The sequence below is a fragment of the Mixta tenebrionis genome (assembly GCF_006517625.1).
Classification (GTDB): Bacteria; Pseudomonadota; Gammaproteobacteria; order Enterobacterales; family Enterobacteriaceae; genus Mixta; species Mixta tenebrionis.
Map to the genome: position 1 here is coordinate 434,778 of NZ_VHQI01000001.1, position 20,282 is coordinate 455,059.

Here is a 20,282-nt window from a genome sequence, read left to right on the forward strand (position 1 = left end):
CGGACGGGCGTCTGATCGAGCGCGAATAAACGTAACCCGTGCGCAGGCCAGCGCCCCTTATTCAGACGCTGGCTAACTCTTGCGTGCCTGCCGCAGGCTTAGCGCCCGTGCGACTGCCAGTTAATAGAGACGCCAAGCGAAGGCAGCACTTCTTCAGGGCTAAAGCGGCGCGCGCCGCGATACTTTTCCGCCAGCCCCTGCTGCTTAACCGGAATTTTCACCGCGAACAGATTATCTTCCGACTGAATCAGCCCCGGCGTTAAGGGTTCAAACTCCACCCTGTGCTGCTCAAACATCTGCTCCAGCATCGGCGTGGCCGCGCTGACCAGAAACTCAATGCCAGACAATTCCGCCAGCTGAACCGCATGCCAGAGAATCGTTAACGGCAAATCGCCGTCTACATCCAGCCGGGCAGAAAAACGAGACATTTCCCATACCATATCTTTGCGATCGAAAGGTACGCTGACTCCCTCGATATTGCCTGGCTCCTGCCACTGCATCAGACGGGCGCAGCCGCAGATGCCGAAACGTACATGCCAGGCGATAAGCCAGGTGACGTCAGAACGGTCAAAGCGATCGTACTCTTGCCCAGGCGTGCTGAGCCGGGAAGGAATGGACCAGCCTTCACCACGAGCGAATACGCTGTAACGGTAACTGCCCAATTCAGCCAATAACGAGGATGGCATATCCTTTAGCTGGGTTTGGATAATCTTCATCATGTTCCCCTGTCGCACTCCCTCGTTTAAGCCGTATACACGGCGTTTACCCAGCTGATACCCCGGCCGAAGGGTAGACAACTGGTTAACCTTATGAAACTACTAAATTTAGCAGTTGCAATCCCTTTTACAGCAATCCCATTGCGGCCGCATAGCTGGCTACCTGCGTTTTGTTGGGCGCGTTAAAACGCTTTTGCAGATTTTTTTGGTGAAAATTTACCGTATAGGGCGAGATGGAAAGTATCAACGAAATTTCGGCTGCCGTTTTCCCTTCCGCCGTCCATTTTAAAATTTCCAGTTCGCGCGAGCTCAGCGTTATATCCAGGAGCCGCATCGAGATATCATCCAGGCGAAGCAGCGTTTGCAACGCCAGATCCAAAAGATACTGTAGACCCAACTGCTGCTCAGGCAGCAATTTCAGCATATTTACTGCTTTTTTAGACGCTACTGATAATATACCTGTTGCACGATTAGATGCCATCAACGAACAGGAAAAACCTGAAGACAATCCATACTCTTTTGCCTCGCGCCAGAATATTTCATCTCCCTTAGCCGCGCCCTCTCCCCAGGCGATAAATTTTCCTGGCGGCGGCACGTTACGTAAAACCGGATCGACAGCATAATAATTTTCATTATCGTACCGCGTTAACCAGCGTCGGGGATAAGTAGTGAAAAGGAAGGTTCTGGGACGGGTAAAAGGTACCGGATGACGGATGAATAAAGCAAAGTGATCCAGCCCCAGCGCCTCAATCCGCTGTTGCAGAGCCTGGGTTAACTCTTCAGGATTATTGAGTAAAAAAAACTGCGCCTCGACCTCTCTGCGCCAGGCAAAGTAATCATCGAACGTCATCAAAGCCTCGCCGGTGCGCGCTGCCCGCTCGCGCCGTGGATTAAGTCAAACTGCCACTGAAGTAACAAAAAATTAAATGCTCACGAAAAATTATTTTAATTATATTGTCGCTGGTGTTGTTGATAACCCCTTGCTGCATTTCTAAACCGTTAAGCGGATGTAATCTTATTGCTCTACAGCTACGCCGATTAAATCCTTGTAATTTCGTCATGTTATTTTCGTTAAAAATTGGTTCCCTGGCATTGCGATTGCCAGGTTAAATAATAAGATTTTTCTGAAAATTATTCAATGTTATTGCACTCTTAGCAGAATAACTTTTGTTATCCATAACCAGTTATGATGTAGGTGTCGCCGGACCTTTGGCTGAATAATTGATTTAACGACGTTAGCGTGAAAAAAACATATCATTGAAGCTAATAGATATTAACGACTGATGGTATTGATATGGTTATCGAATTAACCATTAACTTTATCGTTAATAAGATAATCAATTGGTTATTATAATTTATATTATAAATGGCTGACGGCGCTATTAGCGCTAGCTCCCGTCGCTATGAGCGAATAATTTTGCCGCTATCTGACTGAAATATCAGCGTCCCGGCCTGCTGCCATTGCTGTAAATCAGCGGCATAAACGATAGCCCCGCATTCCGAAATGAAAATGGGTGGCGTGCGCTGCGTTATAATCAGGTCCCAGAGCATTACCAAACCAGCTGCAGCCATCGCTGAACCACTGCCGCAGCAGCGCGGACTTTTCTCCTGCTCCCTGCCAGTCTCGTTCAACGCTGAGGCGCGTACCATTCGCCAGGCGAAAAGCGGTAACGTCCCACGCATCGGCCGCGGCATGCTCGCTTAAACGCCCTGTAGCACGGTGATAAATATTGCGGCAGGCGTAGCTTCCGACATGATCGATTTGCGTTAGCGATGAACGCTCTGGGCTGAGCAGCGCGCTTTTCCGCGCCTGGATAACAAACATCGTGCTACTCACCGCCAGCGGACAGCTGGCCAGAAAACTACTGCTGAGTTTGACTTTGGCGAAGCGCTGAATGCGAACCGGCCTGGTCAGCGGGCAAGCGCCGGTTACCGCGGGCGGCTGGGTAAAATCAACCCATCCCGCTTCCCTTGCCTGTTTCAGTACCTGCAGACAGGCATCAGCATCGCCTTTTAACCGCTGTAATTTATACTGCGTGACCGGCCCCGGCGCATCGGTAACCTTAAGAGGCGTAAAGGGGTTCCAGTGAGGCGGCAAATGTCGCTGCAGCCAGGGAAGAGCCGCCAGCGCGCCCAGTATCAGTAACAACAGCACCGCAATCCCCTTCACCCAGCCCCCCTGTGAGATGCCGCTGCGATAATACAGCAAGTGTAGCTGCCGGGAGGACAAACGGCATAAAAGCGGTCACTTTTGGCTCTTATCCGCGCAATGCTGCATAAAAGTTGCACCATTGAAACAAATGTAAATAAATGATGCCAGCCGCAGACGCAATATCCTGTAGGATTGGCAAAAATCATTAGCTGTTAATCCGCTTATTACACTATCTTATGCCAACTTACCTGACGGTAAGAACGAAAAATATCGGCCAGCAGAGCCGCACAACATCACAGACAGGAACCACCTCATGGTAGATCAAACTAAAGATACGCTGCAAAGCGCAGAAAACCCGGATAAGCTCCGACGGAGCCTGCATAATCGTCATATTCAGCTGATTGCCATCGGCGGCGCCATCGGTACCGGCCTGTTTATGGGATCCGGCAAGACCATCAGCCTGGCGGGCCCTTCGATCATTTTCGTTTATATGATCATCGGCTTTATGCTGTTTTTCGTAATGCGGGCAATGGGAGAGTTACTGCTTTCCAATCTTGAATATAAATCTTTCAGCGATTTCGCCGCAGACCTGTTAGGCCCCTGGGCTGGCTATTTTACCGGCTGGACCTACTGGTTCTGCTGGGTAGTGACCGGCATCGCCGATATTGTCGCCATCAGCTCCTATTTTCAGCTCTGGTTTCCCGACTTCTCTATCTGGATGAGCGCCCTGCTTTGCGTAGTGGTGTTCCTGGCGCTGAATATCCTGACGGTTAAGCTGTTTGGCGAAATGGAGTTCTGGTTCGCCATCATCAAAATCGTGGCGATTGTCGCGCTGATCGTCACCGGCGTGGTGCTGGTTGCGCTGCACTACCCTTCTCCCGGCGGCGGCCACGCTGCGCTATCCAATATCTGGAGCTATGGCGGCATGTTCCCGCAGGGCGTAAGCGGCTTTTTCGCCGGTTTCCAGATTGCTGTTTTCGCCTTTGTAGGGATTGAGCTGGTCGGCACCGCAGCGGCGGAAACCCACGATCCCCATAAGGTGCTGCCGCGCGCCATTAACGCCATTCCGCTGCGCGTCATTATGTTTTATGTGCTGGCGCTGATGGTGATTATGGCTGTGACGCCCTGGAACAGCGTAGTAGCCGATCGCAGCCCCTTCGTCGCCATGTTTATGATGATTGGACTGCCCGCGGCGGCCAGTATCGTAAACTTCGTGGTGCTCACCTCGGCGGCGTCTTCCGCTAACAGCGGTATTTTCTCCACCAGCCGCATGCTCTACGGCCTGTCGGAACAGGGCGTGGCGCACCGTACCTTTGGACGCCTTTCCGCGCGCGCGGTGCCAACGTCAGGGCTGTTCTTCTCCTGCTTCTGCCTGCTGGTGGGCGTCGCGTTGATTTACCTGATTCCAAACGTGATGACGGTGTTTACCATGGTAACTACCGTATCAGCTATTCTGTTTATGTTCGTCTGGACGATCATTCTCTGCTCTTACCTGGCATACCGTAAGAAGCATCCGCAACGCCATCAGAACTCCAGCTTTAAAATGCCGCTGGGCAAGCTGATGTGCTGGGTCTGCATGGCGTTTTTCGCCTTTGTGATCGTGCTGCTGACGCTGCAGGAAGATACGCGTAACGCGCTGATGGTAACGCCGCTATGGTTTATCCTGCTGGGCTGCGGCTGGTGGATACGCAGCCGTAAAGCGGCCTGATAACCTTAAGGGCGAACAACCGTTCGCCCTTTTTTACAGCCGCTGTCGCAGCTGCTGCCACGTCTGTGCTAATGACGGTCGCCCGTAAGGCAGACGTGACGGATGTCTGGCGCGCGCCTGCGGCGTGCCCAGGTCGAAAGTAAAGATGAAATCAGGCGCTTCGCCCATACGCAAATCCTCAATCAGCAGATGGCCGCCACGCTGCCGCATGGCGAAAAAGCCGTGGCTGAACCAGGCGACTCTTGCCACCGCCCAATCCCCCTGCCAGCGCTGGAAAAACGCTTTGCCGCGATGGGTGGCGGTCAGCTGCAGCGGCCGCCGCGGCGATAACAACGACCAGTAGCCCTCGTAATAATTATCCGGCGTAACCGCCACAATTCGCCACACCAGGGTGTTAAACGCGGTGGGCGTTACCAGCAGCTTCGCCTCGCTATTCACGCGTTGCGCCACCTGCGGCGCCACCTGCTGTGTGGCGATAAGCTGCGCCGCCATGCTCCAGAGCAAATAGAGAGAGCTGAGCGCCAGCCCGGCGCGATTCCAGCGCGGCGCCTGACGCCAGAGCGCCGCTATCAGGCCGATAATCAGCGGCAGCGTATAGAGCGGATCAATAATATAGATGCTGCCGATGGCCCAGGGATAATCGGTAAACGGCAGCCCCAGCTGCGTGCCATATACCGTCATCAGATCGAGCAGCGGATGGGTAATCAGTGCCAGCCAGACGGCCGGCCACCAGCGTACCCACTGATATTTTTGCTGCAGCGCGCCGGCGATAAGCCAGGCCAGCAGCGGCGAAAACAGCGTCAGCCAGACCAGCGCATGGCTTTCAGTACGATGCAGCGTCATATTGCGTATCGCATCGCCATGATCGAGGAAGACATCCAGATCGGGCAGCGTACCGCAACACGCGCCTGCCAGCGCTGACTGCCAGAGCGGCGCCCGCCGCCCCATCGCCGCCATGCTGACCGCCGCGCCAAGCGCCAGCTGTGAGACAGAATCCATACATGCTCCTGCGTTGCAACCTAACGCTATAAGCCTGGCGCAATTCTGCTGTGGCGAAGGTAAAGTTTCTCGCCCCGGTTAACGCATGCGGATACCTTCAATCACCATATGCTGTACGTTAGCCACGGTTTGCGCAAAAAACGCCGCATCATGCAGGGTATAACCGCTCACCGCCGCAACCTGCACGGCAAAATCGGCATAGTGCTGAGTAGTGGCCCACAGCATAAATACCAGATGCTGCGGCGCTACCGGCGCCAGTCGCTTTTGCGCAATCCAGTTTTCAATCACGCGCGATTTATTATCAATCAGCTGCTTCAGATCGCCCTCCAGCTCCGCCTTCAGTAGCGGCGCGCCCTGCAACATTTCCAGGCAGAAGAGCCGCGAGGCCTGGGGGTGATCGCGTGAAACCTCCAGTTTCAGCTGAATATAGTGACGAATCGCCTCCAGCGGATCCTGATCCGCACGCAGCGCGCGCAACGGCGCCAGCCAGACGTCGAGGATATCTTTCAGCACCGCGATATAAAGCGCTTCTTTTGATGGAAAATAGTAAAGCAGGTTGGTTTTCGATATTCCGGCTCGTTCGGCTACCCGATCGAGACGGGTGCCGTGCATACCAAATTGTGAAAAATATTCCAGCGCCGCCGCCAGAATAGCGGAGCGCTTTGCCGCCGCGCGCGAATGTCGTGTTGAAGCCTGATCTACCACGTTTCCCCGGTTCCTTTCTGAAAATGCACGCGCTTTATGTTAACAAAAAAGCGCTGGTGCGGCCGCAGCCCGCTGCGCGACTGGCTGATGTTTATCCCCCACACGGCTATTATCACCTGACGTCGATGAGAAGTTTATCCGGCTCGCTCTTTATCTGCGCACGCCGTCTGCGGCTACTCTTCACGCGCAACGGACCTCGCCCCGCCCCGTTTCTTCAGCTTCAGTTCGCTAACGATAACGCCCAGCACAATCAACGCGCCGCCGAGCAGCGCCGCGCCGGGCAAACGCTCGCCGGCTATGCGTCCGAAGAGGCCGGCCCATACCGGCTCGCCCGCGTAAATCAGCGTGGCGCGCGTGGGCGAAACGCTGCGCTGCGCCCAGTTCATGGTGATCTGAATCAATGCGCTGGCGATGCCGAGACCCAGCGCGCTTCCCCAGAGCCAGGGAGACATGGCCGGCACCTGCTCGCCGTCCGGAATCATCAGCAGAAAGGAGGCCAGCGAGGCGACGGCCAGCTGGACGATAGTGACGCGGCGGATATCAACCTTGCCGGCCCAGGCGCCGATCAGGATTATCTCTCCGGCAATCGCCAGCGTGCTGAGCAGCGTCGCCAGCTCGCCCGGACTCAGAGCAAGCCCGCCGCTTTCCGGTCCGGCCACCAGCAGCAGTCCGCCAAAAGCGAGCGCTACCCCGCACCAGGACATCAGCCCCGGCCTTTTCCCTAAACAGGCCCACTGCAGCAGCGGCACCAGCGGTACATAGAGCGCGGTAATAAAGGCCGACTGGCTGCCGGAGATAGTCTGCATTCCCCATGTCTGCAGGCCGTAACCGCAGCTGATGGCGATGCCGATCCAGAAGCCCGCCGTTAGCTCACGACGCGTAAAGCCGCCCAGCGATCGCCAGGAAAAGAGCAGCAGCGCCGCCGTCGCGGTGGCAAAGCGCAGCCCGACAAAAAAGAAGGGGCCGCTCATGGTCATCGCATGGTGCACCACCATAAAGGTGCCGCCCCAAACCATAGTGATGAAGATAAGAATGCCTTCCGGCAACGTAAGCCGCCATTTGTAGCGTGATAACCAACCAGACATATCCAGAAAATCCCGAAAAATTAAGGCTGACAGTGTGCTTTCCCCGTTGTGGCAGGTCAATCGCCAAAGCGCGTCCAGGCAAGGTCGCCGTCTTCTTCTATACTCAATTACTGTTGTTACCTTTCATCGCTACAGGAGAACGTTATGACTCAGAAACCATCCCAGCCGAGCAAAGACGATCCGAACCAGGCGCCGGAATCGGGCGATAAACAACCTGCTACGCCTAAAAAATAAGGGGTCCGGCTACTATGGCGGACCGCTGTCAAAGAATAAACAGGGAGTCGAACGATGGCGAAAATTCTGGTGCTCTATTACTCAATGTATGGACACGTTGAAACCATGGCAAGAGCGGTAGCGGAAGGCGCAGAGCGGGTAGCCGGCGCTGAAGTGGTCATCAAACGCGTACCTGAAACCATGGAGGCCGCGCGCTTCGCTCAGGCTGGCGGTAAAACCGATCGGGCCGCGCCGGAGGCGACGCCAGAAGAGCTTCCACAGTATGACGCCATTATTTTCGGCACCCCAACCCGTTTCGGCAATATGTCCGGACAGATGCGCACTTTCCTCGATCGTACTGGCGGACTGTGGGCCGCCGGCGCGCTCTACGGCAAGGTGGCCAGCGTTTTCACCTCTACCGGAACCGGCGGCGGGCAGGAGCAGACCATCACCTCCACCTGGACCACCCTGGCCCATCACGGCATGGTGATCGTCCCCATCGGTTACGGCACGAAAGAGCTGTTTGATGTGAGCCAGGTACGCGGCGGCACGCCTTACGGCGCCTCAACCTATGCCGGCGGCGACGGTTCACGTCAGCCCACGCAGGAGGAGCTGGATATTGCCCGCTTCCAGGGCGAGCATGTCGCCCGGCTGACGGTGAAACTGAACGGATAGTCTCAACCAACACAGGAGAATACGATGGCAACGCAACAATCTAAAGCACATCACGTCGGCGAATGGGCAAGCCTGCGCCATACCTCACCTGAGATTGCTGAGGCAATTTTTGAAGTAGCAAACTATGACGAAAAGCTGGCTGAAGAAATTTGGCGCCAGCAGGGCAATGATGAAGTGCTGTTTCGCGCCTTTGATAAGACTGACGCCGACGTTCTGACCTGGGACGATACGGTTGTTGAACGAAAGAATGTCTGATTAGCCAGAAATGGGCGGGATTTTCCCGCCCTGTTTGTTACAGCCAGCGAAAAGGAGCCTTTTGTGTCAACCTACCAGTCCGTAAATCCCGCAACCAACGAAGTGATTAAAACCTGGCCTGCTCATAACGATGACTATGTCGAATCCGCGCTGGAAAAAGCCTGGCAGCTTTATCAGTCCGACTGGTCAAAAGGCGATATTCAACCGCGCTTGCAGGTGTTGCATAAGCTGGCGGATCTGATTGACAGCCGTGTCGATGAACTGGCGAAAGCCGCCAGCCTGGAGATGGGCAAGCTGCTGAAACAGAGCCGGGGCGAAGTGCAGCTTTGTGCCCGCATCGCCCGCTACTATGCGGAAAATGCCGAACGCTTTCTACAGCCGGTGCCCTACCCTGACGTTTCAGGCGAGGCCTGGGTCGAATATCATCCGCTCGGCGTTCTGGTGGCCGTGGAGCCATGGAACTTCCCCTATTATCAGCTAATGCGCGTGCTGGCGCCAAACCTGGCGGCAGGCAATCCGGTGCTGGCGAAACATGCCGCAATCGTCCCACACTGCGCCAGCCTGTTTGAGGCGCTGGTGCGTGAAGCGGGCGCGCCTGAAGGCGCCTGGACCAATCTGTTTATTTCCAGCGATAAGGTCGCTGAGCTGATCGCCGACGATCGCGTTCAGGGCGCGGCGCTTACCGGTTCCGAACGCGCCGGGAGCGCCGTGGCGCAGCAGGCGGGTAAGTACCTGAAGAAAAGCACGCTTGAGCTGGGCGGCAATGACGTTTTTGTCGTGCTCGATGATTGCGATCTGGAAGAGGCCGTCAGCCAGGGCGTACAGGCGCGACTCAGCAACGCCGGTCAGGTTTGTACTGCGGCGAAGCGCTTTATTGTCCAGCGCAGCGTCGCCGAGCGGTTTTTAACGAAGTTTACTGACGCCTTTAAAGCAATGAAGCTGGGCGATCCGCTGGATGAAAGTACCACGCTTGGCCCGCTCTCTTCTTCCAGCGCGCGCGATACCCTGGCCGAGCAGGTAAAGGACGCCATTAAACATGGCGCAACGCTCCACTATGGCGGCGAGACGGTTTCAGGTCCCGGCTGTTTCTATCAGCCCACGATACTGACGGGTATTACGCGCGATAATCCCGCCTATTTTGCCGAATTTTTCGGGCCGGTAGCGCAGATCTACGTGGTGGATAGCGATGATGACGTGGTGCGCTTAGCCAACGATTCGCACTATGGGCTGGGCGGCGCGATTTTCACTGGCGATACGGAACGCGGCAAACGTCTGGCCTCGCGTATCGAAACCGGCATGGTGTTTATCAACTCGGCGAGCGATACCGCCCCGGAACTGCCTTTCGGCGGGATCAAGCGCTCCGGCTATGGGCGCGAACTCTCCGATCTCGGCATTAAAGAGTTTGTTAACCAGAAGCTGGTAGTAATTGCCGGGCAGTAAGTCCGCATTATCATGTAAAAAAAGGGAGCCAGAGGCTCCCTTTGCCTTTATGCCGCTGGCGCGGCGTCGGAAATCTCTTTTTGCTGTACCTTTTCGCCGGACGATGCCGGCGCTTCAGGCGTAGCGGCAGCCGCCTTTTCCTGAGCAGGCTTATCCGCTGCAGCTTTTTCTGGCGTCGCTTTCTGCTGGGCGGCTTTATCCGCAGCCGCCTTTTCCTGCGCCGCTTTCTGTTGGGCGGCCTTATCCGCAGCCGCCTTTTCCTGCGCCGCCTTCTCTGCCGCCACTGGCGTCTTTACCGGCGCGGCGGCAGGCTGCAATGCGGTCCCCTGCAGCGCGGCGTTTAATACCCCGCTAAACTGCTGCCATGAGCAAAAACCATTAGCATCCGCCGGGCAGCCGTTCAGCTGCAACGTGACGCGCTGCGGCGGATTCTTCAGGCTGAGCGCTTCACCATCGCGCAGCTGCTCTGCCGTCTGATACACATATTCAATTTTTACCAGATCCTTATTCGCTTTAGCATCATGCCAGCGTTCAAATACTACCTGTCCGCCGATGGGCGTTTTTTCATACTGGCCCGGCAGCGTGTAAGGCTTCACCTCCAGCGCCGCCAGCAGCGAAGCGACGTTAGAATCGTGGCCTACCAGCAGCATAACCTTAGGCGCGGAGGCTTGATTCTGCTCTGGCAGCTGGCTGCGAATATAGTCAATAAGCGGCGCGGCCACCTCACGTGCGATCTCCGGCGCGGTAAACAGCGCATCCTGATAGCCGTTTTTAATTGCCGACAGCGCCTGCCACTGTTCCGGCGTTTTAATTTCTCCCCAGGCTACCTGCTCCAGCGGGAACCCCTGGTAGTATTGCAGCGTAAAGGCGTCCACCAGCGAGTTGCCCACTTTCAGCGGCCCGGCGACGTTTGGCTCTTTGCCGTTTTCCGCACTGAATTTATTTTGATTTTCGCTGCTCAGCGTGCACTGTTTTTTACCGTTACAGGCCGGTGAATTTTTATAGTCCACTATCTTCTCAAGCTGCTGGAAAGCAGACTTAAGATCCAGCTTGTCGCCCTGGGCGTTTAGCGCCGCCAGCGCCTTTTTATTAAAGTCTTCGCTATCGTTAGTCACCACCGGATTAAATACCGGGTCCATGCTGCCCATTTCATTCTGATGCGTCACGGCTACATCGCAGCCAGGGAACGCGCCGGTAACAAAATACTGGGCGGTGGCGACGGTGCGCTGCAGGCTGTTGGCGTAGGTAAACACCTCATCCGGGGCGGGACAGACCTCTTTCTTTAACAACCCCTGCTGCGCCAGCCATTCGCGCGTATAACGCCCCATATAGATTTCCAGCACGCCGCCTTTGGTAGTCAGCTCGCCGCCGGGAACATCCCACTGCGGCCACGCTTTTTTAGTAACCTGAGCCAGCAGGCTGCCATTATCCACCAGCGGCGCGCGCAGATTGTGTCGGCTTAATATCAGCACCTGCTGAAGTTGCAGATCGCCATCAGCGGCCTGGGCGGAAAATCCTATGGGTAACGCCGCAATAACCGACAGTGCGCAAAGGGAGAGTTTTTTAATCATTATTACCGTTCCATTTGATCCGATGATGGGTTGCTGACTCCTGACTAGAGGCGTGAGAGCCAATACCAGGTATGACACATCATGTCGCTTCCCGCCCTGCGGCGGCGATGCGGCTTTATATCGTATCAGGACTATAGCAGACGCGCGACACCGCCGGTTAGCCCTGTTAGCTGGCTGAAAAGCAACAGAATGTTTTATACCTGCGCTGCGGGTAAAGCAGAGCGTCAGCAAGCGGAATAAAGCGGGGATCAGAGGCGGGCGGATATGAAAAAAGCCAGCACGCTGTGCTGGCTCTTAAAATGTGGCGGAGGAGGAGAGATTCGAACTCTCGGATGGTTTCCCATCGGCGGTTTTCAAGACCGCTGCCTTAAGCCGCTCGGCCACCCCTCCGCAAGACGATCGACAGGCAATTCGCCGTCGTGTCATATTGTGCGACGAAGTCTAACGGCTTGATTCTGCTTGCGCAAGCCCTTTAAAACAAAAAAATATCCGTTTGTCTGTTTTCGCAGCGCAACGGCGATAATAACAGCAGCGGGCGGCTTTCAGACAAACGAAAACGGGCCAGCATTGCTGCTGACCCGCTATAAATTTAGTGGCGGAGGAGGAGAGATTCGAACTCTCGGATGGTTTCCCATCGGCGGTTTTCAAGACCGCTGCCTTAAGCCGCTCGGCCACCCCTCCGCAAGACGATCGACAGGCAATTCGCCGTCGTGTCATATTGTGCGACGAAGTCTAACGGCTTGATTCTGCTTGCGCAAGCCCTTTAAAACAAAAAAATATCCGTTTGTCTGTTTTCGCAGCGCAACGGCGATAATAACAGCAGCGGGCGGCTTTCAGACAAACGAAAACGGGCCAGCATTGCTGCTGACCCGCTATAAATTTAGTGGCGGAGGAGGAGAGATTCGAACTCTCGGATGGTTTCCCATCGGCGGTTTTCAAGACCGCTGCCTTAAGCCGCTCGGCCACCCCTCCGCAATGAGGCGAACTATAAACATCCCTTTGCCGCTTGTAAATAGTTAACCCGATCGTTCGCCTGAAAAACAGGCAACGCCGTTTTTTTTTGCTGGCGTTATCGCCACTGCGCTCACAAAAACAACCGACTAACGCGTAAAGAAGGGTAAAACGGCTTTTCCCTTTTTCCTGCGCTTCGTATGCTCTGTGGCAGGATTGTGACCCCTGTATGAGGTGCATTATGGATCGTATTATTTCCCGCTCAGGCAGCAGTAGTTCGCTGCTGAGCACTCACAAAGTTTTGCGTAATACCTATTTTCTGCTGGGCCTGACGCTGGCGTTTTCCGCCGTGACCGCCACCGCCAGCACGCTCTTAAATCTGCCCGCGCCGGGCCTGATCCTGATGCTGGTCGGATTTTATGGGCTGATGTTTCTTACCTATCGTCTGGCTAACAGTCCGGCAGGTATTCTGGCCGCCTTCGCCTTTACCGGCTTCCTTGGCTACAGCCTGGGGCCGATTCTTAACGCTTTCCTGTCGGCCGGTATGGGCGACGCTATCGCGCTGGCGCTTGGCGGCACCGCGCTGGTGTTTTTCGGTTGCTCCGCTTATGTGCTGACCACGCGCCGGGATATGTCTTTCCTCGGCGGGATGATGATGGCGGGCTTTGTCGTGTTGCTGGTGGCGGTGATTGCTAACCTCTTCCTGCATCTGCCGGCGCTGCAGCTGGCCATCAGCGCGCTGTTTATTCTGTTCTCTACCGGCGCGATTCTGTGGGAAACCAGCAATATTATTCATGGCGGTGAAACCAACTATATTCGCGCCACTATCAGCCTGTACGTTTCGCTGTATAACATCTTTGTTAGCCTGCTCAGCATTCTGGGCTTCGCTTCACGCAACGATTAAGGGCGTAACGCCTGTTATTCTCCGGCCCCGCTCTGCGGGGCTTTATTTTTTGCCGCCGTTAACTTTGCTAAGATAGACGCTGGTTTATTCAGTGAGGCAACACCGTGTTGTTTGAAGGTCAGAATATTGCGCGCGACGCGCAGGGTTATCTGCTCAACCCGGCAGACTGGAGCGAAGAGTTGGCATTGCTGATCGCCGCGGAAGAATCGATTGAAATGAGCGAGGCGCACTGGGAAGTGGTGCACTTCGTACGCGGCTTCTATATGGAGTTTAATACCTCGCCGGCGGTGAGAATGCTGGTTAAGGCAATGGCGCAAAAATTTGGCCCGGAGAAAGGCAACAGCCGCTATCTGTTTCGTCTTTTCCCTGACGGGCCGGCGAAGCAGGCGACAAAAATCGCCGGGCTGCCCAAACCGGTAAAATGTTTATAAGGCTTTAAGCGGGCCGCTACCCGCCCTTTTCTTCAGCCGATAGTAAATTGCTGCGGGAGCGCCGCTGGCTGATGCGGCTCGGTTAATACCCGATCGACGCGCGCGCTGCGCGGCCCGCCCGCCTGCAACCATGCCAGCAGCTGTTCCAGCCGATCGCTTTCGCCGCAGGCCAGCACCTCTACGCTGCCATCATCCATATTGCGCGCATAGCCGGTCAGACCCAGCTGCCGCGCCTGCGCCTGCGTACTGTAGCGGAACCCTACGCCCTGCACCAGGCCATGAACCCAGGCCTTTATACACCGCTGCGCCATCGCCTTTTCTCCTGTTGTACGTTGATTGCATTTTTCCGGCATCCACCGGACAATGTCGCCTCATTTTCCGTTGGTAAGCATAGCAAAATATGACCGTTCGATTAATTCTCGCTAAGGGGCGTGAAAAGTCCCTGCTCCGTCGTCATCCCTGGATTTTTTCCGGCGCCGTCGCCCGTATGGAAGGTAAAGCCCAACGCGGTGAAACCGTTGACGTTTGCGACAGCCAGGGCAAATGGCTGGCCCGCGCCGCATTTTCACCCGATTCGCAAATTCGCGCGCGCGTCTGGAGCTGGCAGCAGGAGGAATCGATCGATATCGCCTTTTTTGTGCGCCGTCTGCAGAGCGCGCAGCAGCTGCGCGACTGGCTGGCCGCGCGCGACGGTCTCGACAGCTATCGTCTGATAGCCGGAGAGTCCGACGGCCTGCCCGGCGTTACCATCGACCGTTTCGGTCAGTTCCTGGTATTACAGCTGCTTTCCGCCGGCGCTGAATATCAGCGTCCCGCTATTATTTCAGCGCTGCAGCAGTGCTATCCCGACTGCAGCATTTACGATCGCTCTGACGTCAGCGTACGTAAAAAAGAGGGGCTGGAGCTGGCGCAGGGCCCGGTAAGCGGCGAGCTGCCGCCCGACCTGCTGCCGATTAGCGAACATGGCATGAAGCTGCTGGTGGATATCCGCACCGGCCACAAAACCGGTTACTACCTGGACCAGCGCGACAGCCGTTTCGCCACGCGCCGCTACTCACAGGATAAACGCGTGCTCAACTGCTTCTCCTATACCGGCGGCTTTGCGGTTTCCGCCCTGCTTGGCGGCTGTCGCGAGGTGATCAGCGTCGATACTTCGCAGGCGGCGCTGGACGTGGCGCGGCAAAACGTTGAGCTGAATGGTCTGGACGTCAGCAAAGCGCAGTTTTTGCGCGACGACGTATTTAAGCTGCTGCGTAACTATCGTGACGGCGGCGAAAAATTCGATCTGATCGTTATGGATCCGCCAAAGTTTGTTGAAAACAAAAATCAGCTGGCGGGCGCCTGCCGCGGCTATAAAGATATTAATATGCTGGCGATGCAGCTGCTTAACCCCGGCGGGATGCTGCTGACTTTTTCCTGCTCCGGCCTGATGCCGACCGATTTATTTCAGAAGATTATCGCCGACGCCGCCCTGGACGCCCGGCGTGATGTACAATTTATAGAGCAGTTCCGACAGGCTGCCGATCATCCGGTTATCGCCAGCTATCCTGAAGGACTTTATCTGAAAGGCGTCGCCTGCCGCGTGCTGTAACTTGAAAACGATGCCTTTGCCCCCATATTGGTTGACAGAGGCAACGTTTGTCAGGAGGTATTGATGATTGCCAGTAAATTTGGAATTGGCCAGCAGGTGCGTCACAGGATGCTGGGCTTTCTGGGCGTGGTAGTTGATGTCGATCCCGAATATTCGCTCGACGATCCCGCTGTTGAGGATGTTGAAACCAGCGATGCGCTGCTTGCCGCGCCCTGGTATCACGTGGTCACTGAAGATGATGACGGCGAGCCGGTACATGCCTATCTGGCTGAAGCGCAGCTGGCAGGCGAGCCGCAGGGCGAACATCCTGAGCAGCCGTCGCTGGACGAGTTAGCCGCATCGATTCGCCAACAGCTGCTGGCGCCCCGGCTTCGCCATTAAAACCGCCCGCACAGTTCACGGCAAACAGGCCTGATATGGTCATCCGCATCAGGCCTGTTTAATCGCCGGTTACTTTTTCTTTAACCCCAGGCGCGGAATCTCAATTTTCGGACAGCGATCCATAACCACATTGAGACCAGCTTCGCGCGCCAGCGCCGCCGCCTGCTCATTAATTACGCCCTGCTGAAGCCACAGCGTTTTCGCGCCGATGCTAATCGCCTCCTGCGCCACGCCCCAGGCCGCTTCCGGGCGACGGAACACATCCACCATATCTACCGGCTCAGGAATATCGGCCAGCGCAGCATAGACCTTTTGTCCCAACAGCATCTGGCCTGCCAGGCCGGGATTCACTGGGATAACATGGTAGCCCTGCTGTAGCAGCCAGGCCATAACCTCATAGCTGGGGCGCCCCGGATGCTCGCTGGCGCCTACCAGCGCGATAGTGCGGGTGGAGGTCAGTACATCGGCAATCAATTGATCGTTCATAAAGCTGCTCCTGGGATGATTAATCCCCCCATTCTAGGCCATTTATCCTGCCGGAATAAAACAACCGCTTTCCCGATAGCATTTAACGATTCAGGGCACAAAATAATATGTTAAAATGTTAACACGCTGCCATAATGTAAGAATTTGATACATTCACTGCCGGAGATTCCGTGCGCCTTTTGGAGAAACAATGAAGCTGCGTTTGATCTGTTCAGGCTTGCTTGCGTTGCTGTTCGCAACATCCTGTTACGCGACTACGCTCAAGCTCGATCCTGATATCGATTTACTGGTGCTGGACGGACGTAAAATTTCAGGCTCGCTGCTTAAAGGCGCCGAAGGGCTGGAACTGGATAACAGTGAACACCAACTTCTGTTTCGCGTTGAAAAACCCATTGGATCTTTCCAGAGCGGCGCCAAGCGCAGCTATATTTCCGATCCGCTGATCGTTACCTTTGTGGCGAAAGCGAAAGCGATCTCTATCCGCCTGCCGCCGCTGGAAAATCTGCACGATCGTCGGCAGTTTGATAAAAACAGCGCCTTTATCGTGGTGGATGAAAACGGCCAGACGGTGCCCAGCCGTCGCGATCGGCTGCCGCTGCACGATCGCCAACAGACCGATCTGGAAAAAGCGCTGATGATTTATAACCGCAACGGACGTATCGCCTCCGTTCCGCGTTTTGCCCAACAGCCGCCGCTGAGCGTACGGCAGGAAAACTTCCCGACAGATGTAGTCAGCACCGACGCGCCTACCGGCCGTCTGCTGCAGCTATGGTTTCACCAGGTTGACAGCGCCACCCGCCAACGCCTGCTGAGCTGGGTAAAGGCGCTACGGGCAAGTTGATGTTTACCGTGCGGCAAGGGTAAACTCAAATCTGTTTCCCTTTTTCACTTCTTTCTCAACAGGATGCCTGAATGGAGCAGACCACCCGTACCCTTGCTGCAGCCAAAAACATCGCCCTGGTAGCGCACGATCACTGTAAAGCTTCACTGCTGGAGTGGGTCAGCCAGCATCGGGCGCTGTTAACCGGACACAGGCTGTATGCCACCGGCACCACCGGTAATTTGATTCAGCGCGCAACCGCTCTTGAGGTGAATGCCATGCTGAGCGGCCCCATGGGCGGCGATCAGCAGGTTGGCGCGCTGATTGCCGAAGGAAAAATCGATCTGTTAATCTTTTTCTGGGATCCGCTAAACGCCGTGCCGCACGATCCTGACGTTAAGGCGCTGCTGCGTCTGGCAACGGTATGGAACATTCCCACCGCCACCAACCGCTCTACCGCCGACTTTATTATTAACTCGCCGCTGTTCGCGCAGGCCGTCCCGGTTCAGATTCCCGATTATCAGCGCTATCTCCAAACGCGCCTGAAATAATACCGCTACGGCTTGCGCAGCAGCGGTACGCCAAGGCGTTTAAAATCAGCGACAAAAACGGATGGCTGCTGGCGGTTATACAGCAGCCATACCTGCTGTTTCGCGCGCGTCAACGCTACATAGGCCAGCCGCCGCTCTTCGGCGTCAGGAAAAACTTCAGCTTCAGGCAATAGTCCTTCTTCAATAACCGTTTCGCGCTGCGCTGCCGGAAAACCATCGCTGCCCTCATGCAGTCCAAGAACAATGACGTAATCCGCCTGCTGGCCCTTGCTGGCATGTATCGTCATAAATTCAAGGTTAAGTTTCGGCCAGCGCGTTTTGGCTTTTGCCAGCAGGCCCGGTTGCAGATGGTAATAGCGCGCCAGCAGCAGCACCCGCTCTTCAGGACGCGCGTAGCCGCTAATTTTATTCAACAGCTCTTCCAGGCGCTCCTCAGGCAACAGCGAAATCGCCTTCTTGCCGCCTTTGTTCAGGCAATGCAGCGGCTTAGCCAGCTGATGCGGATTTTCCCGAATAAAACGACTGGCAACCTCACCAATGCGATCGTTAAAGCGATAGGTGGTATCCAGCACGCAGCTGTCGCCGCTGCCAAAATGGTGATGAAACCGGCTGGTTAAACTCATTTCCGCGCCGCTGAAGCGGTAAATAGCCTGCCAGTCATCGCCGACGGCAAACAGACTGGTCTGACGATTCTGCTGACGTAACGCACGCAATAACGCCGCCCGCTGCGGCGATATATCCTGAAACTCATCGACAAGAATATGTTTCCAGGGGCTGATAAAACGTCCCTTCTCCAGCAGATTTACCGCCTGATGTATCAGGCCGGAGAAGTCGACCGCACCCTCTTCCTTCAGCGCGTTTTTCCACGCCTTCATTAACGGCGCCATCAGCTTAATGCGTTTGGCAAAACGATCGCGTACGGCCTCAGGCGCATCGGCTATCATCGCGGCCTGGGCGCCGCCATGTAACCGCATCAGCCCCAGCCACTGCTCCAGCCGGCTAGCCAGGCGCTGCGTCAGGCTTTCATCCTGCCAGAAATCGCCCTCCGGCACCGTCCATGACAGCTCATCCGTTAGCCATTGACGCCAGCCGCTGGCGTGCGCTTTTTTCTCGGCGCACTGCTGGCGCCAGGCTGCAATTAGCAGCTGGCGTCGTGCTGCGCTGTCGGTTTCCAGACGGGAAATAACCGGCTTCTTATTGCTTCCCTCATGGATAATATGCAGCGCCAGCGCGTGAAAAGTGCGCGCTTCAACCGCGTCGCTGTGCAGGCGCGTCTTAATGCGCTCGTTCATCTCCTGCGCCGCCTGCCGTCCAAACGCCAGCAGCAGTATCTGCTGTGGCTGAGCCTGCCGCCGCAGCAGCAGCCAGCCCGCGCGCGCCACCAGCACCGAAGTTTTACCGCTGCCGGCCCCGGCCAGTACCAGAAGCGTCTCTTCACCATTCACTACGGCACGCGCCTGCGAATCGTTCAGCGGCGACGTCTCTATCGTTGAGAAAAAATCCGCATATTGCTGCAGCATACGTCCGGTCCAGGCCTGGTTATGGCTTGCCAGCGTAGCTTCACCCTGTTGCAGCCAGTGCAGACACTGATGATAAAGGGCGCGACAGTTTTCAAATTCGTCAAGCCGTACAGCAGGCAGCGGCAGCGCGCTGAACGACTCTTTAATCTGCGCCTGCCGCTCCGCCAGCTCGCTTCGCTTCAGCCAGCGATCCTCCTTCTGCGTTTGCTGCAGATCATCAACCAGCTGCTGCAATACCTGAGCGGCAATCGCGCTCATTTCGACGCTCCACTGCTGCCACGCCTGCGTCAGGTAATGGTAAAAACGTTGCGTTTCCTGCCATTCCGTTCCGTGCAGCCTTACTACCTTATTATCCGGCAGGGTAAACTCCAGCTCGCCCCAGATCAGACCGCGTTTACATTCGATCGCCAGCAGCTGGTTAAACGGAATGAGGTATTCATGCTTTTCACCGCTGACCTCAACCCCCGCGCTTAACAGGCGCACCCGGTTATAGGGGTGCTGCGCCAGATGTTTGCCGAGGGACGTTGCTTTTAATTCCATGCGTTATAACCAAAGGTATACGGATTCTGTTGAGGGCTAGTCTACCGGGCTGTAGTTTACCGCTCCACCAATAAAACAGGTTACAATCAAACGCTGCTATCTCTGATAAATACTGTTTTCTGAAGGAAGCCTGTAATGCGTACCGTTTTGAATATCCTTAATTTTGTGTTGGGTGGCTTCTTTACCACGTTAAGCTGGTTACTGGCGACGCTGGTCAGCATTATCCTTATCTTTACGCTGCCGCTGACGCGTTCCTGCTGGGAAATCACCCGGCTTTCACTGTTTCCTTACGGCAATGAAGCCGTGCACGTCAATGAACTGCGCCCGGAGCAAAGTAATGTGCTGATGAATACCGGCGGTACGCTGCTGAATATTTTATGGTTCATTTTCTTCGGCTGGTGGCTCTGCCTTTCCCATATTATGGTCGGCATTACGCAGTGCATCTCGATTATTGGCATTCCGGTTGGCATCGCTAACTTTAAGCTGGCGGCTATCGCGCTATGGCCGGTCGGCCGCCGCGTTGTCTCCACTGAGGAAGCACGAGCCGCGCGCGAGGCCAATGCGCGTCGCCGCTATCAGTAAGGCGGG

Annotated in this window: 21 protein-coding genes and 3 tRNA genes; 11 read left to right on the forward strand and 13 right to left on the reverse strand. The window is 55.7% G+C overall.

The genetic code is table 11. The features are described 5' to 3' along the window. Nucleotides 1-98 precede the first annotated feature (98 nt). From FKM52_RS02005 to FKM52_RS02015, 3 genes are all read right to left on the reverse strand, one after another. Nucleotides 99-716, reverse strand: coding sequence for an acyl-homoserine-lactone synthase (locus FKM52_RS02005; protein ID WP_141174706.1), 618 nt, complete (start codon nucleotides 714-716; stop codon nucleotides 99-101). 127 nt (nucleotides 717-843) lie between these two features. Continuing rightward, the gene (locus tag FKM52_RS02010; RefSeq protein WP_141174517.1) at nucleotides 844-1,566 is read right to left on the reverse strand and encodes an autoinducer binding domain-containing protein; all 723 of its coding nucleotides are present in this window, start codon (nucleotides 1,564-1,566) and stop codon (nucleotides 844-846) included. 621 nt (nucleotides 1,567-2,187) lie between these two features. Continuing rightward, nucleotides 2,188-2,886: an extensin-like domain-containing protein gene (locus FKM52_RS02015; RefSeq protein ID WP_141174518.1), complete on the reverse strand. Its 699-nt coding sequence runs from the start codon at nucleotides 2,884-2,886 to the stop codon at nucleotides 2,188-2,190. A gap of 295 nt (nucleotides 2,887-3,181) precedes the next feature. Here FKM52_RS02015 and cycA point away from each other — a divergent pair, with 295 nt between their 5' ends. After that, nucleotides 3,182-4,576: a D-serine/D-alanine/glycine transporter gene (cycA, locus tag FKM52_RS02020; RefSeq protein WP_141174519.1), complete on the forward strand. Its 1,395-nt coding sequence runs from the start codon at nucleotides 3,182-3,184 to the stop codon at nucleotides 4,574-4,576. A 33-nt stretch (nucleotides 4,577-4,609) separates the two neighbouring features. On the opposite strand, the gene FKM52_RS02025 is transcribed toward cycA, so the two are convergent. From FKM52_RS02025 to FKM52_RS02035, 3 genes are all read right to left on the reverse strand, one after another. After that, nucleotides 4,610-5,575, reverse strand: coding sequence for a metal-dependent hydrolase (locus tag FKM52_RS02025; protein WP_141174520.1), 966 nt, complete (start codon nucleotides 5,573-5,575; stop codon nucleotides 4,610-4,612). 78 nt (nucleotides 5,576-5,653) lie between these two features. Continuing rightward, the gene (rutR, locus tag FKM52_RS02030; RefSeq protein ID WP_141174521.1) at nucleotides 5,654-6,280 is read right to left on the reverse strand and encodes an HTH-type transcriptional regulator RutR; all 627 of its coding nucleotides are present in this window, start codon (nucleotides 6,278-6,280) and stop codon (nucleotides 5,654-5,656) included. Between the two features lie 173 nt (nucleotides 6,281-6,453). After that, a complete protein-coding gene (locus FKM52_RS02035) occupies nucleotides 6,454-7,365 on the reverse strand; it encodes a DMT family transporter (RefSeq protein WP_141174522.1) in 912 nt (303 codons plus the stop codon). A gap of 288 nt (nucleotides 7,366-7,653) precedes the next feature. Here FKM52_RS02035 and wrbA point away from each other — a divergent pair, with 288 nt between their 5' ends. The 3 genes from wrbA (at nucleotide 7,654) to FKM52_RS02050 (ending at nucleotide 9,948) form a co-directional block, all read left to right on the forward strand. Further along, entirely contained in the window at nucleotides 7,654-8,253 is a 600-nt protein-coding gene (gene wrbA / locus FKM52_RS02040) for an NAD(P)H:quinone oxidoreductase (RefSeq protein ID WP_141174523.1), read from the forward strand. A gap of 24 nt (nucleotides 8,254-8,277) precedes the next feature. Beyond that, complete coding sequence (locus FKM52_RS02045) at nucleotides 8,278-8,508, forward strand: YccJ family protein (protein ID WP_103058002.1); 231 nt, start codon at nucleotides 8,278-8,280, stop codon at nucleotides 8,506-8,508. Nucleotides 8,509-8,571: 63 nt separating this feature from the next. Next, nucleotides 8,572-9,948 (forward strand): NAD-dependent succinate-semialdehyde dehydrogenase, encoded by a 1,377-nt coding sequence (locus tag FKM52_RS02050; RefSeq protein ID WP_141174524.1) that lies wholly within the window; start codon nucleotides 8,572-8,574, stop codon nucleotides 9,946-9,948. Between the two features lie 47 nt (nucleotides 9,949-9,995). Here FKM52_RS02050 and agp read toward each other — a convergent pair whose 3' ends face one another. The 4 genes from agp to FKM52_RS02070 all read right to left on the reverse strand — a co-directional run bounded on the left by agp (nucleotide 9,996) and on the right by FKM52_RS02070 (nucleotide 12,491). After that, nucleotides 9,996-11,519, reverse strand: a complete 1,524-nt coding sequence (agp, locus tag FKM52_RS02055) for a bifunctional glucose-1-phosphatase/inositol phosphatase (protein WP_141174525.1) — start codon at nucleotides 11,517-11,519, stop codon at nucleotides 9,996-9,998. 302 nt (nucleotides 11,520-11,821) lie between these two features. Next, nucleotides 11,822-11,909 (reverse strand) — tRNA-Ser (locus FKM52_RS02060). A 203-nt stretch (nucleotides 11,910-12,112) separates the two neighbouring features. Beyond that, nucleotides 12,113-12,200: transfer RNA gene (locus FKM52_RS02065), tRNA-Ser, on the reverse strand. A gap of 203 nt (nucleotides 12,201-12,403) precedes the next feature. Beyond that, a tRNA-Ser gene (locus FKM52_RS02070) sits at nucleotides 12,404-12,491 on the reverse strand. Between the two features lie 220 nt (nucleotides 12,492-12,711). Here FKM52_RS02070 and yccA point away from each other — a divergent pair. Continuing rightward, entirely contained in the window at nucleotides 12,712-13,374 is a 663-nt protein-coding gene (gene yccA, locus FKM52_RS02075; RefSeq protein WP_141174526.1) for an FtsH protease modulator YccA, read from the forward strand. 104 nt (nucleotides 13,375-13,478) lie between these two features. Beyond that, entirely contained in the window at nucleotides 13,479-13,805 is a 327-nt protein-coding gene (locus tag FKM52_RS02080) for a TusE/DsrC/DsvC family sulfur relay protein (protein WP_141174527.1), read from the forward strand. Between the two features lie 32 nt (nucleotides 13,806-13,837). Here the strand turns inward: FKM52_RS02080 and yccX are convergent, their stop codons facing one another. Then, nucleotides 13,838-14,116 carry an acylphosphatase gene (gene yccX / locus FKM52_RS02085; RefSeq protein WP_141174528.1) on the reverse strand — a complete coding sequence of 93 codons (279 nt, stop codon included), beginning with the start codon at nucleotides 14,114-14,116 and terminating at the stop codon, nucleotides 13,838-13,840. 89 nt (nucleotides 14,117-14,205) lie between these two features. Here yccX and rlmI point away from each other — a divergent pair, with 89 nt between their 5' ends. Together rlmI and hspQ are read left to right on the forward strand one after the other, a co-directional pair. Next, nucleotides 14,206-15,396 (forward strand): 23S rRNA (cytosine(1962)-C(5))-methyltransferase RlmI, encoded by a 1,191-nt coding sequence (rlmI, locus tag FKM52_RS02090; protein WP_141174529.1) that lies wholly within the window; start codon nucleotides 14,206-14,208, stop codon nucleotides 15,394-15,396. A gap of 63 nt (nucleotides 15,397-15,459) precedes the next feature. After that, nucleotides 15,460-15,777: a heat shock protein HspQ gene (gene hspQ / locus FKM52_RS02095; RefSeq protein ID WP_141174530.1), complete on the forward strand. Its 318-nt coding sequence runs from the start codon at nucleotides 15,460-15,462 to the stop codon at nucleotides 15,775-15,777. A gap of 69 nt (nucleotides 15,778-15,846) precedes the next feature. On the opposite strand, the gene FKM52_RS02100 is transcribed toward hspQ, so the two are convergent. After that, on the reverse strand, nucleotides 15,847-16,263 hold the full coding sequence (locus tag FKM52_RS02100; protein WP_141174531.1) for a CoA-binding protein: 417 nt from the start codon (nucleotides 16,261-16,263) through the stop codon (nucleotides 15,847-15,849). Between the two features lie 190 nt (nucleotides 16,264-16,453). Between FKM52_RS02100 and FKM52_RS02105 the strand changes: the two genes are divergently transcribed. Further along, nucleotides 16,454-17,104, forward strand: coding sequence for a DUF2057 family protein (locus FKM52_RS02105; protein ID WP_141174532.1), 651 nt, complete (start codon nucleotides 16,454-16,456; stop codon nucleotides 17,102-17,104). 71 nt (nucleotides 17,105-17,175) lie between these two features. After that, nucleotides 17,176-17,634: a methylglyoxal synthase gene (locus FKM52_RS02110; protein ID WP_141174533.1), complete on the forward strand. Its 459-nt coding sequence runs from the start codon at nucleotides 17,176-17,178 to the stop codon at nucleotides 17,632-17,634. A 5-nt stretch (nucleotides 17,635-17,639) separates the two neighbouring features. Here FKM52_RS02110 and helD read toward each other — a convergent pair whose 3' ends face one another. Next, on the reverse strand, nucleotides 17,640-19,694 hold the full coding sequence (gene helD, locus FKM52_RS02115) for a DNA helicase IV (RefSeq protein WP_141174534.1): 2,055 nt from the start codon (nucleotides 19,692-19,694) through the stop codon (nucleotides 17,640-17,642). Between the two features lie 135 nt (nucleotides 19,695-19,829). Between helD and FKM52_RS02120 the strand changes: the two genes are divergently transcribed. Beyond that, nucleotides 19,830-20,276, forward strand: a complete 447-nt coding sequence (locus tag FKM52_RS02120; RefSeq protein WP_141174535.1) for a YccF domain-containing protein — start codon at nucleotides 19,830-19,832, stop codon at nucleotides 20,274-20,276. The last annotated feature ends 6 nt before the right edge of the window (nucleotides 20,277-20,282 follow it).